10 protein-coding genes are annotated in these 13,434 nt (G+C 46.7%); 8 read left to right on the top strand and 2 right to left on the bottom strand.

The window, feature by feature from the left end; all coding sequences use genetic code 11:
• Positions 1–405: 405 nt before the first annotated feature.
• Positions 406–930: a DUF5412 family protein gene (locus tag QVE09_RS28525; RefSeq protein WP_315939546.1), complete on the bottom strand. Its 525-nt coding sequence runs from the start codon at positions 928–930 to the stop codon at positions 406–408.
• A 23-nt stretch (positions 931–953) separates the two neighbouring features.
• Positions 954–1,847, bottom strand: coding sequence for an AraC family transcriptional regulator (locus tag QVE09_RS28520; RefSeq protein WP_315939545.1), 894 nt, complete (start codon positions 1,845–1,847; stop codon positions 954–956).
• A gap of 114 nt (positions 1,848–1,961) precedes the next feature.
• On the opposite strand from QVE09_RS28520, the gene QVE09_RS28515 reads away from it, so the two are divergent.
• The 8 genes from QVE09_RS28515 (at position 1,962) to QVE09_RS28480 (ending at position 13,365) form a co-directional block, all read left to right on the top strand.
• Positions 1,962–3,782: an ABC transporter ATP-binding protein gene (locus QVE09_RS28515; RefSeq protein WP_315939544.1), complete on the top strand. Its 1,821-nt coding sequence runs from the start codon at positions 1,962–1,964 to the stop codon at positions 3,780–3,782.
• Positions 3,775–5,754: an ABC transporter ATP-binding protein gene (locus QVE09_RS28510; RefSeq protein WP_315939543.1), complete on the top strand. Its 1,980-nt coding sequence runs from the start codon at positions 3,775–3,777 to the stop codon at positions 5,752–5,754. The genes QVE09_RS28515 and QVE09_RS28510 overlap by 8 nt, the downstream gene beginning before the upstream one ends.
• Positions 5,755–5,933: 179 nt before the next feature.
• Complete coding sequence (locus QVE09_RS28505) at positions 5,934–6,788, top strand: Rpn family recombination-promoting nuclease/putative transposase (protein ID WP_315939542.1); 855 nt, start codon at positions 5,934–5,936, stop codon at positions 6,786–6,788.
• A gap of 310 nt (positions 6,789–7,098) precedes the next feature.
• On the top strand, positions 7,099–8,979 hold the full coding sequence (recQ, locus tag QVE09_RS28500; protein ID WP_315939541.1) for a DNA helicase RecQ: 1,881 nt from the start codon (positions 7,099–7,101) through the stop codon (positions 8,977–8,979).
• Between the two features lie 646 nt (positions 8,980–9,625).
• A complete protein-coding gene (locus QVE09_RS28495; RefSeq protein WP_315939540.1) occupies positions 9,626–11,668 on the top strand; it encodes a B12-binding domain-containing radical SAM protein in 2,043 nt (680 codons plus the stop codon).
• Between the two features lie 69 nt (positions 11,669–11,737).
• Entirely contained in the window at positions 11,738–12,295 is a 558-nt protein-coding gene (locus QVE09_RS28490) for a phage integrase N-terminal SAM-like domain-containing protein (RefSeq protein ID WP_315939539.1), read from the top strand.
• A complete protein-coding gene (locus QVE09_RS28485) occupies positions 12,277–12,792 on the top strand; it encodes a tyrosine-type recombinase/integrase (protein WP_315939538.1) in 516 nt (171 codons plus the stop codon). The genes QVE09_RS28490 and QVE09_RS28485 overlap by 19 nt, the downstream gene beginning before the upstream one ends.
• Before the next feature lie 222 nt (positions 12,793–13,014).
• Complete coding sequence (locus tag QVE09_RS28480; protein ID WP_315939537.1) at positions 13,015–13,365, top strand: hypothetical protein; 351 nt, start codon at positions 13,015–13,017, stop codon at positions 13,363–13,365.
• Positions 13,366–13,434: the final 69 nt, after the last annotated feature.

Here is a 13,434-nt window from a genome sequence, read left to right as displayed (position 1 = left end):
AAGCAGAAGCAGAAGCAGAAGCAGAAGCAGAAGCAGAAGCAGAAGCAGAAGCAGAAGCAGAAGCAGAAGCAGAAGCAGAAGCAGAAGCAGAAGCAGAAGCAGAAGCAGAAGAGAATTAAGAGGTAGAATAGATATGATAGATAAATTATGATGTTGCCATATGTTTAAAGTCCGATAGCTACGAAGTTGTTAATGAACAAGCATATTAGATCACAATGAAGTATAAGTAAATAAACGATATAATGCAGAACAAGAGCAGCCCCGCTTAACCGAAAGAGTCGGTGAGTGGGGCTTTTTACGCTTCTCGTGTCGCGTGGAACTTCTGATGTGCGGTGTAGTGAGTATTACGCGTCAGAAGATGAGACGTCGGGTGTTCAGGGCCGTCATATTGGCGGCTAAGTTGTTTTATTTTTCGGGTGCCAGGCATCGCACAGACGGATCTTTCATCCGTAAGCTTTTGCACGCCCAGCCCCATCCATCATATATTTCGTCATCGATATTGAGGGAAATGGTCTCATCCGTGTATTCATTCCAGTTTTCAATCCGGAGTGTGTGTTCACTTTCCCATTCGAGATGATTATTTCCGTGGTGCTTGGCACGATAGATCGTTTTTACCGTGGCATCCTCAGGTGCATTTGTCTTCTTTACATCGACCCAGATCGTAACGCCGCCTGCCGCACCACCGTAAGGTACGCCGTAAATTTCGGCAGTATACTCACCGTTCCGCGAAGGCATGGAATAACTCAGTTCTCCTAGCTCGGAACGGTCAAATGTGGAGAAGTATGGACGGAGCCAGAAATACAGGAATACAGCGGCAAACAGTACAAGAATCAACAATGTAAATGTAGTAAGAATAGGGTGTCTACGTATCCAAGGTTTGCGAGAATCTGTATGGGATGAACTTGAATTAGCTTGAGTATTTGAGTCCATAAGGTTGAACCTCCATTTGCAGCTTACAGTGAAATTTGCTTTGCAGGAATATAAATGTCCATCTCTCCGTAGTGGTCCTGAGCCAGACTGCCATCAATTCTTTCAAAATAGTATGGATCACTCTTCTCATACCCCGAATGGCTCTGCCAATATTCATCAATAAATGTCCAGACACTGTCCAGATGATCAATGTTAATCAGACTTGGATGGAAATCACAGACGAATTTGAATACGGCATACTGGTTGGCCGGGACTTCAATTCCGTCCAGTTCTTCAGGGATATGATCCAGACTGGTGACCTCTACAGACGGCTGATATGTACTGTAATCCTCGTTAATTTCATTGGTAAATCCGATATATACGTTGGGTTGCAACACGTTAGGAATCGAATGAAAGTGTTTTTCGAAAAAGTCGTTGCCTGCTGAATTGGCTTCATAGTGCTCTTCATTGTCTGCATACCGAATGTGGGATCGTTGCCCAATGAGTTTCATGGCCGGTTTTCGTACATACGTTGGTTTGAAAATATATCCATATGGAAGCATCGTGATCATGGACGAAGTCATGCGGGCTGTGAATTCAAGGTCTCCAGCTCCCTGTTTGCGATATTGCAGGGGGGTGATACCAAAGGCTTGTTTGAAAGCACGTATGTAGGATTGTTCATGTTCAAACCCGTAATGTCCGCTGATATCGATAATCTTCCAATTCAGATTCACCAATTGCTCCAAACTGCGTGCCAATTTGCGTGAACGAATGTATTCTCCAGGCAATTGTCCGCTTACATGTTTGAACATGCGATGCAGGTGGAATTTGGATATATGAGTCACAGATGCCAGATGATCCAGCGTTAATTTGTCTTGAATATGGTCTTCTATGTAGTCGAATAGCTTATCCAGTGTGTCTAGCAGATCGTGTTGCATATCATTCTCCCTACTTCTAATAGTACTTACAGCAATAAATGTTCATTTTTCCCTTATCACCGATGATATCATAACCAAGTACTTAATTTAATGACAAGATTGGAGAAACCATCCATGTTAGCTGACAAAAGAACTTATACAACGTTAGGCATGTTAACTCGATTATGGACACTAACGGGCAAGTACCGTATGTTCATCATTCTGTTACTTTTCGCCGCATGTATGGTCTCCCTGATTGAGGTCGGTTATTTGGAATCGATCCGAAGACTGGTCAAAGGCGCGACTGAAGCACAGTTTTCGTTACTCTACTCAGGGTTGATCATAGGCGTTAGCATTGTAGTATTACGATTGATTGTAACCGCATTCATGACGAGGGTCGAGACGTTATTCCAGCAAAAGACATTATTGTCTGTGCAGTCTCTACTGCTCTCATCCTTTAGCAACACAGAGACACGTGATCTGGCACATTATCATACGGGTGACCTAACCTCTCGGGTCTGGACTTCAGCCAAGGAAGCACAGAAGGGGATCAACCAACATGGCATTGAACTCGCGAAAAATATCATTCAGCTGATTCTTGCCTTTGCTTACTTCAGCTGGGTGAACTTGCCGCTGTCGTTGGCTATCATTGCATTCACATTGATCTATCCTCTTGTAACGGTAGGACTTGGTAAATGTCTACAAAGACAGCATGATCAGTTGAATGCCAGCGCAGCGTCAAGAGATGAGATACTGACTGAAATTATCCAAGCCCCAGTTGAGATCCGAAGTTACGGACTCGCGGGTTATGTACACCATCATTTTAAAGATCGAATGGATCAAGTGTTCAGACATACGATGTCCGTATCTGTGTTACAACGACTTTCGGAAGCAGCCGGACGGGTCTCGACGTATGGTGGCATGATTCTGATTCTCTATCTAGGCGGCATGCAGGTCCTGAATGGACATATGGATGTAGGAGGATTGGCAGCTTTTCTGGTAGCAAGCAGTCAGTTAACTCGTCCGATTGAATCGTTATCTGGGCTGTGGAATGATTTTATTGGTTCGGCTTCTCATGCGTCCAGAATCTTTGAGGTGCTGGATTTGGAGAGAAAGAACACGGTTGCTAATACCGGTACAAATATATATGTACAGTCCGATACGCATTTAGACCAGCTTGAAAAGCAATCTAAACCGGAAGGCATCAACGTGCAGCATGTGTCATACAGGTATGCGGAGCAAGAAGAAGTGTTAACAGATATTTCTTTTGAGGCCAAGCAAGGAAAGCTTACTGTAATCACAGGGCCAAGTGGATGCGGGAAAACCACGTTATTGAAATTAATAGCCGGATTAGATAGACCCGTTACTGGTTCGATCCAGGTCATGAATCAGAAGAATTCACTGAAGGATATGCACGAAGTTCAGACAGGGCATGTCAATCAGGTGTATGTTCCGCAACAAGCCTTTATTTTCACAGGTACAGTGGAAGAGAATATTGTTTTTGGACAAGAAGGGATATCTGCCGATCAAGTAGAGGTTGCGGCCCACATGACGCATGCACATGACGCGATTATGCGTCAATCACTCGGCTATGGGACAGAGCTTCAGCCGCAAGGCGGGACGATGTCGGGTGGAGAGCTTCAGCGTATTAGTCTAGCCAGAGCGATGCTGAGGAACCCGGATATTCTATTGTTGGATGAACCGACGTCATCTCAAGACCCTTTACATGAGCAGCGATTGAATGATCTTTTTGCCCGAATCACTGCTGACAAAGGCACAACGGTTATTGCCGTTACTCATCGATTATCGCTGATAGAACGGGCAGATCAGATCATCTATATTCAGAAGGGACGCGTCGAAGATACGGGGACTCATCGTGAATTGCTGGATCGTGCAAACGGATATCGAAGCTATATTGCGGAGCAGGATACGGAAGTGGAGGGACAGCATGAGTAACAAGATTGAAGATGCAGCATATGCCGATGACGTTGAAATGAAGAGCAGTCATGAGAAAAGTGGAGCATATGAGGTAAATGAAAATAATGAAAATGAAAATATCGAAAATGAAGCTAGTCATCAGATGAACGAAAGTGATGTTCCAGATGACCCAAAACAAGCTGTATCATTGGCAACGGTATGGCCCGTTATTTTTCGCTGGATGAGGCCTTATGGATTAGCTGTAGCGATCTTGCTCATTTTTATCGCAGCAGATGCGGTCTTTGATTGGGGACTTGCCTTTGTACAGGGATTCTTCGTGGATGCTATTCATGATGGGGGACAGGAGCAGCTTAATGCTACGGCGATGATCTTTATCGCCATTCTGGCAGGATTTATCGTGTTGCTCGCGATGCATCGTTATGTGCTAGTATGGCTCAAGGAATCGATGCAACGGGATATGTCCATGGATCTGTTGAAACTGTTAAACCGGATGCCTTATTCCTGGGTGCGCAGACAGAAGTCCGGGGATGTGATGCTTCGCATCAAGGAAGACACCAAGCATGGTGCAGAAGTTGTGGAGGCTATTGCAGAGGGTGTTACGGTTGTATTCATCATTGCTCTATCGCTGGGATATTTGTACAGAGCAGATGCATGGGTTGCGGTTATCGCCTTGGTAAGTGCAGGGGCCATCTGGTTCACGGCGAGGTTGTATGATCAGCGAATTGTACATCTGTCCGATGAGGTCGAATCCAGGGAAGGCGAGTCCCAAGAACAGATCCAACAGTATGTTGAAGGGATACCGGTGATTCAGATGTATGATGCTTCACCGTGGTTTCTCGCTCGTTTTCGGACACAACAGCAATCACTGAATCGTGTTCAGGCTAAGTTGCAGATGACCCTGAGCATGTCGGATAACGTGGCGATGGCGGTGTTTGGTCTGGCTCAATTGGCAGCGTTGTTCCTTATTGCTTTGTCAGCGGCTAGGGGAACTTTGTCTCCGGGAATGGTTGTTGCAAGTAGTCTGCTGTTCGAATTGGTGGTGTGGCCAGTACTCGGCTTGTCCAGCCAGTGGAGTCAGATGCAAGCCAGCGTGGGTGCATTTGGACGTATCTCTGCATGGTTTAAGTTGGGTGATCACAAGAAGACAGACTCAGCCAAAACTAAGGACCCGGAGCTTGCACAGGGAATGTGTGACCAAGATCAAAGGAGTACACAAAAAGGGGCACATAAAGAGAACGAAATTGCTATGCTACGTCTTCAACAGGTTACAGTAACCGATGAAGACAGTGGTCGGAAGATTCTGGATCAGATTACGCTTAATCTGGTTCCTGGTGAACTGGTTGCGGTAGTTGGCGTCAGTGGTGCAGGAAAATCTACACTGTGCCAAGTGTGTGCAGGGCTGATCGAGCCAACAAACGGAAGCGTATTGCTGGGTGATCAACATGTTGCAGAGTATATAGAAATGGATAACCAATCCAGACTGACGTATATGCCGCAGACACCCACTTTTTTTACAGGAACGATCGAAGATAATATCCGTCTGAGTTCAGACGTTACATTGGACAGAGTGAAGCTTGCGACAGGGCAGGCAGGTTTGCAGGAATACATTGAGGCACAGGAAGGACAATACGCAGCAATGTTGCAAGAGAAAGGGGCCAATCTATCTGGAGGCCAACAGCAGCGATTGTCGCTTGCCAGACTCTTCTTGAGGTCATCCGATCTGTATATTCTGGACGAACCAACGTCATCACTGGATATTCAGACAGAACAGAACGTGATGAATCACTTGCTGAACTTTATGAAAGGCAGCATAGGGTTGCTTGTCACACATCGCATGGAGGTTGCTCGTCAGTGCTCTCGCATCCTTGTGATGGAACATGGCCGAATTGCCGAGGATGGAACGCATGAACAGTTGATGCAGAGGAAAGGATTGTATTATCGCATGAATGCAAAAGAAGCAGTTGTCGATGAGCGAGCTTGTACGAAATAATTAATGGACACGATTTGTTGAATTATATTTATTCTTATTTAACGTATGAACAGTAATGATAGATTTCATTTTCAGAGGAACGAGATTGGAGTTCTTTAATTCATACGGATATCGAAGTGTATCCTGCAACTATCCACACCCTACATGGTATAATAGAAAGAAACGGAGTTGATGGTCAGATGTCTGATTTACTCGATCCTCGGAACGATTTTGTTTTCAAACGTATTTTTGGCAGTGAGGAAAATAAAGATGTCCTGCTGGTGTTCTTGAACCGAACGTTTGCAGAGTCGGGTGAGCAGCCACTGACAGAGATCGTACTACTTAACCCGTATACCGATAAAGATGCTCCACTGGATAAACAGTCCATATTTGATATCTGGGCGAAAACAGCTGAAGGTAAGCTAATCAATATTGAAATGCAGTTATTTAATAAATACGATATCGAGAAGCGAACCCTATACTACTGGAGCAAACGTTATTCGAGCCAGCTTCAGGAAGGTCAGACATACAAGGAATTGAAAAAGTGCGTCACCATTAATATTTTGAATTACTCTTTTATCGCCAACGAGCGATATCATAATGTTTTTCATCTGAGGGAAGACCACACCGGACTTGAACTAAGTGATGATCTTGAAGTGCATTTCATGGAGTTGTCCAAACTGGACGAACAATCCGTTCCGATGGAAGGTGGACTGATTAACTGGCTCTTGTTCCTGAAAGGTGCTGACAAATCCAATTGGGAGGTGTTGCAAATGAATGAACCTACTTTGAAGAAGGCGATGGACACGCTGGAGTTCTTGAGTCAGGATCGGGAAGCACGTCGTTTGTATGAAGAGCGGCAGAAGTATTTGCATGATGAAGCTTCCATGATTGAGTGGGCTACGGAAAAGGGAATAGAAAAGGGATTAGTAGAAGGGGAAAAAAGAAAGGCGATTGAGATTGCAAAAAACATGCTCTCATTTGGAATTGAAGTTTCAGTTATCGCCAAAACAAGCGGCTTATCTGAGGCTGAAGTTGAAGCATTGAAAGATTAGAATTACCACCAGTGCAAAACAGTCGCTGTATGACTTGATTGTTTTTAAATTAAATGCAATCGTTTTGTCCAACTAGGGCAGGACGGTTGTTTTTAATTTCGTGTAGAAGCTTCAAACGTTTTACAGTAAAACGCGGTTGCTCATTCGGGGCTGGGCCGTTAAACTAAAGGGAGCGGCGTTTGCTTGACGGACAAGTCATGAGAACGCCATTTTGTTGTCAAGGATGCGGTATATGAGCCGCTTTCGGATGTCAGAATCGGATCGGACCAAGCTGGTGGAAAAACACCGGTGATAAGTAAGGAGTCTTTACATGAGTGTGCAAACACCTACATTAGAAGAAGCGCAGGGTCTCCTGCAAAAATATTATGGCTACCCCGACTTCCGTGAGGGACAGAAAAAGATTGTAGCCAGCCTGCTCGAACGTGAAGATACGCTCGGCATTATGCCAACCGGGGGCGGTAAGTCGATCTGTTATCAGATCCCCGCCCTGTTATATTCGGGGCTGACACTTGTTGTCTCCCCGTTGATCTCATTAATGAAGGACCAGGTCGATGCGTTGACGACCGCCGGAATTGCTGCCGCGTATATTAATAGTACACTTAGCGGCAAAGAAGTGAATGATCGCATCCGCGCGGCGCAGCGCGGTGAGCTGAAGTTGCTCTATGTCGCGCCTGAGCGACTGGAGCTGGATTGGTTCCGCGAGGAGATGGGCTATTTGCCGATCTCTTGCGTTGCCGTGGATGAGGCCCACTGTGTATCACAGTGGGGACATGATTTTCGGACAAGCTACCTGGCGGTAGCGCCGTTTGTGGACAGTTTGCCGGAGCGGCCGGTGGTTGCGGCCTTTACGGCTACAGCGACGCCCGAGGTCATGGGCGATATTCTGCGGCTGCTGCGTTTGCAGGACCCGCAGACATATGTGACCGGACTGGGGCGGGATAATCTGGCGTTTAGCGTGCTGCGCGGTGAGAGCAAGAAGGACTTTGTCCTGAATTATGCGCGCGAGCATGCCAGCGAGCCGGGCATTGTATACGCCGCGACTCGTAAGGACGTGGACGATCTGCATCAGCGTTTGTTGCAAGCGGGATTGCCCGCAGGACGCTACCATGCCGGGATGACGGACGATGAACGGTCCCAGAGCCAGGAAGCTTTTTTGTACGATGATATCCGAGTGATGGTGGCGACCAATGCGTTCGGGATGGGGATTGATAAATCGAACGTGCGTTACGTTATTCATAACAGCATGCCTAAGAATATGGAAGCATATGTGCAGGAAGCCGGACGTGCGGGCCGGGACGGAGAGCCGAGCCAGTGTATTTTGCTATTCGGGGCACAGGACATTATCACCCAGAAGTTCCTGATTGAGCAGAATCCGATGGACGGCGACCGTAAACAGAACGATTACCGGAAGCTGCAACAGATGGTGGATTACTGTTACACGACGCGTTGTCTGCGCAGTGCGCAGCTGGATTATTTCGGTGAGGTGCATGACGATACGCCGTGTGGTACTTGCAGTTCCTGTACGGACGACCGCGAGCTGGTAGACATGACGATTGATGCGCAGAAAATCTTTAGCTGCATTCACCGCATGCGTGAACGGTATGGTGTATCGCTGGTTGCTTCGGTGCTCAAAGGTTCCCGTGCCAAAAAAGTGCTCGATTATGGCTTCAACTCTTTGCCAACCTACGGCGTGATGGGTAATCGGACAGAGCGCGAGATATCGGAGATCATCAACGTGATGGTATCCGAAGGATATCTGATGCTGTCTGAGGGACAGTATCCGGTTGTGCGTTTGCAGCCACTAGCGGTGGAAGTGCTCAAAGGCCAGCGTGAAGTGATGCAGCGTGTCGTCCGCAAAACAGCGGCGACGGCTTCGGGTACGAACTATGGTGGACGCGGCGGACGCGATGCGATGCCATCTGCGGTTAATGAGACGGTATTTGAACAACTTCGTCTGATTCGGCGCGACTTGGCGGCGAAAGAGCATGTGCCATCGTACATTATCTTCAATGATGCGACCCTGCGTGAGATGAGTGTGGTATGTCCACAGACAGAACGTGACATGCTGGATATCAAAGGGGTCGGTGAGGTCAAGTACCGCAAGTACGGACTGCCGTTCCTGGAGTTTTTCCAGAAGCAATCGGGCGAAGAAGTGGATACGGATGATGATGCGTTTTACGAGTATGAGTAGGTATGAGCAGGTATAAGTAAGTATGAGTGAGTATGAGTTGATTGTAAGCGAGCTTGGCTGGTTGGGATGGAGTGAGAATTGTTGTTACTTTCGCCCTTTTAAGTCTTTGAAGTCATGTGCGTAAAGCTCAATTGATCAAAAAGTTGATAGATATGCTTCATGCAAGTTGATGGTTCGTCCATGATACGGGGGAAGCGTTCGGCAGAGGTTCGAGGCTAAGGCCTAAAGGCTCAAGGCAGTAAGATGGGGATAACGAATGGTGGATGGAACACGATTGAGGTCTTTTATAGGTTGAAGTTGAGTTTGAATTTGATTGTGGTGTCTCTGGAGTGCGGACAAAAGATGGTGAATTGTCTTTCAAAGGGTGGACATTGGCGTTAGGAATGGCTGATCGTATCGTATACAGCATGTAGTTCTATTATATGGGTTTTATACTGTATGTTGTGGTTTGGGTTTGGCTAGGTGTATATGTCTTTTTGAAAAGAGTGTCCACTCTTTGAAAGACAAAAGTTGGATATGTCCATGAGACATGGAATGGCTAGTTCAAAAGAGGTTTAGATGAACAGCATCCGAGGCAGGGTGGCTGTGCAGCTTTCCTTTTACCAAAAAAAATATGGGCTGGGTGTCCAGGCAAAGGTTGTGAACCATGAAGGTTATTCTTTCTACATTAAATGCAAAGTACATCCATACCTCCTTGGCCTTGCGGTGTCTGAAGGCATACAGTGAGAAGGATTTTGATATTGACCTGGCGGAGTATACGATCAAAGATCCAGTCATGAATATTGTGTCTGATCTGTATCAGCGCGGTGCGGACGTGATTGGTTTCTCGTGTTACATCTGGAACATTGAAGAGACAATCAAGGTCATTGATAACCTGAAAAAGGTTATGCCGAACGTGAAAATTCTGCTGGGCGGGCCGGAAGTGTCCTACGACACGGAATATTGGATGAACCGGATTCCCAATGTTGATTTTATCGTCATGGGTGAAGGGGAAGAGACGTTGCATCAGCTTTTGATGGAGCTTGAAGGAAGCAAGAAGTTCCACTTTGTCTATGGACTGGCGTATCGCAAAGGGGAAGAGGTCATTCTCATGCCAGGACGGCCAAAAGCGGATCTGAACGATCTGCCTTCACCGCATCGATTTGAAGAGGATATTCCGGAGCTTGGGAAACGGGTTGTTTATTTTGAGACCAGTCGGGGCTGTCCGTTCAGTTGTCAGTTCTGTCTGTCCAGTATTGAGGTCGGCGTGCGGTATTACGATATTGAGCGGACGAAGTCGGACATTCTGTACCTGATCGAGAAGGGTGCGAAGCTGATCAAGTTTGTGGACCGGACGTTTAACATCAAGCGGGATTATGCGCTCGAAATGTTCAAATTCCTGATCGAGAATCATCAGGGGACGGTGTTTCAGTTTGAAATTACGGCGGATATTATGCGTCCCGAGGTACTCGACTATCTGGCAGAGAATGCGCCGCCGGGCACATTCCGCTTCGAAATTGGGGTACAGTCCACCAATGATCCGACAAATGAACTGGTGAAACGGCGCCAGAACTTTACCAAGCTGAGCCGTACGGTCAATAAGGTCAAAGCTAGCGGGAAAATCGACCAGCATCTGGATCTCATCGCCGGACTGCCGGAGGAAGATTACAATACGTTCCGCAAAACGTTTAACGATGTGTTTGCACTGGGACCTGAAGAGCTTCAGCTCGGATTCCTTAAAATGCTGCGTGGTACGGGTCTGCGTCTGGATGCAGAGAAGTACAACTACACATACATGGATCACGCGCCGTATGAGATTCTGGGCAGTGACGTGCTGCCGTTCAGCGACATCGTACGCCTGAAGCGGCTGGAGGATGTGTTGGAGAAATACTGGAACGCACACCGGATGGACCATACGCTGAAGTATCTGATGGAGCAGGAGTTCAACTCACCGTTTGATTTCTTCCAGGCGTTTGGGGATTATTGGGAAGGTCAGGGTTGGCAGAAGATCGGGCACCAACTGGAGGATCTGTTCACTCGTCTGCATAGCTTCCTGGAGTCGCGGAATACGCCGCATATGGATATCGTGCTTGGCTTGATGAAGCTGGACTATTTCCTCGGCCACAAATACAAACCACGCAAAATCTGGTGGGAGGATCCGCTTCAGAAAGATCAGTGGGCAGGTTATATGAAAACGTTGGCTGAACGTCCGGAAGACGTTCGACTGCCACGTGTTGCCGGCGCCGCAGGCACGGCATGGCTCGAAAGCAGCGGCACAGGTCCGAGTGCCGCTGCGGCAAGTTCGGCTGCTGCCGGAGAAGACTCTGCCGCAGATGCGGCGGGTGTGATCGGCAGCGAAGCCGGGGGTGCAGCGTCGCTCACTGCGGGCGACGCAACAGGGTCCGCCGCGGATGGAGCGGCGGACATGGTGGATGGCAACGCTTCGCGTGCGTTGCCGATGACCTCGGCCATGACCGCACAGACGGTCATGGGTGCCCGTGCTTTCGCCGACCTTGGTCTCGGCGAAAAAGAATTGCAGAAGCACACCGTATTGGATGTGCTTCCGTTCCGGCTTGAGCGTGTGCTAGCTGGCGCCAGCCCGCTTGCCGCGAAAGGCCGGACGCTGCTGGTCGTTGTGTACCAGCAGCATGAAGGGCAGCAGGCGCAGTATTACACGCTGCCGCTGGGAGAAGAAGCCGCTGCCATATAGGATGCAGCGGCCTTTGAAAGAGCACCGCGATCATTGACGCGGTGCATCCCCAATGGGGTGCTGCCCGAAATGGGCGCAGCTCCTCAGCCTTACGCGGCTTGCCATTGCACAAGCCGCGCTGAGCTTTACCTTTTACAACGTCATATTTTTCCGAAAGCATCGGAAGGTCATTGGATTCCCGTATGGGATGAGAATGGTCTTCCTTTTTTTGTTTTTTTCAAATTCTATAGAATCACATGTCCAATTCAGATTCCCTATAACAACGAACATATTCAGGGCATTCGGCAGATAGCGGGTAGACGGTGGGAGTCCGAAGCGAAACGGTGGATCATCCCTTATACGATTGCAACGATCCAGAAATTTACGAACCTTTTTGATTCAGTACATGTGCAGATTAGCCCGGAGTTGAGGGAAGAGAGTGAAGCATTGAGGGATTGGAAGATAAGTGGAGAACCTCCCAAATGGAAAAGAGATCAATTACAGCAAGCGCTAAAATTAAGAGGATACAGTCGCAAAACCATTAAAGCATACTGTAGTCAAATTGAACGATTTCTGGCTAGTCTTCCTCAAGTAGATACAGACATCAGCACATCCAATGTCCAGACATATTGTTACTTAAATCCGTAACTAATCTCAAGCATAAGACCCTTCTGTATCTCAGCTATTCGGCTGGGCTGCGTGTAGGCGAAGTCGTTCGTCTACGCTATAGCGATCTGGATATTGAGCGTCAGACACTGATTGTAAGGCAGGGAAAAGGTCAGAAGGATCGGAGAACGCTCCTCTCCAATCTTGCTTGGGAAATTGTGCAGAAATACATTGCTGCGTATAGACCCAACCGTTGGTTGTTCCCAGGACAATCTTCGGATCGGCATCTGACTGAGCGCAGCGTGCAAAAGGTTTTTGAAGAACCCAGACAAAGAGCAGGCATTGTGAAAAAAGTTAGTATTCATGCCTTGAGGCACTCTTTCGCTACGCATTTACTAGAAAACGGAACAGACCTGCGCTACATTCAGGAGCTACTTGGTCACACGAGTGCAAAAACAACACAGCGCTATACGCATGTCAGCACGAAACATATTCAGCGTATTCAGAGCCCACTGGATCGTATGGACATGGGAGATTGAGCATCCCGATAATTCTCCCTTTTTCACCAAATTTTTCTTCGCAAATATTACCGAATAAGTTATCATATACGTAATTCAGATATTACGATAAATGTGTGGTATTTGCGAAGTACATAAATTAAATGTTATAGGAAATCAACAAAACACATATAAAATCAAAAGTAAGTAAGCTAAAAGTAATTCAAATTTGTCTCAATGTATAAATGAAGAGGTGACGGTAAAATGACTGATTTTCTTTTATACGATTATTTGCAAATATATTCTGATGAAAACTATATTAAGAAAATAAAAACTGCTGATATTGAACAATTCTTAATTCAATCCTTGGAGTTCAAGAAAATAAGTGATTTAAGGTTCTCCAAAATTATCTATGGTGAATCGGTAACAGCCACAGGGATTTTAGCTAATTCTAATGGAGGTTATGCTTTTGATACATTAGAGGGTATAGAGGAGATTAACTTAATCGAAATAGACATACCACTAATGACTAATATTGAAATAGAAAAAGCTATCTTAGAAATTGCAAATACAATATCAAGTAAATACTCATGGATAATAGAAGAGCGTAGATAATAAATGGATTTTAGAGTGGGCTTAATCAAAGAAGACGTTGACATCTTATAACATAATATTCACGCTGCG

Origin of the sequence: Paenibacillus sp. ClWae2A (assembly GCF_032452295.1) — a bacterium.
GTDB lineage: Bacteria > Bacillota > Bacilli > Paenibacillales > Paenibacillaceae > Paenibacillus.
The sequence above is the reverse complement of the archived record's forward strand: the minus strand, read 5'-3'. Positions and strand labels throughout refer to the sequence as shown.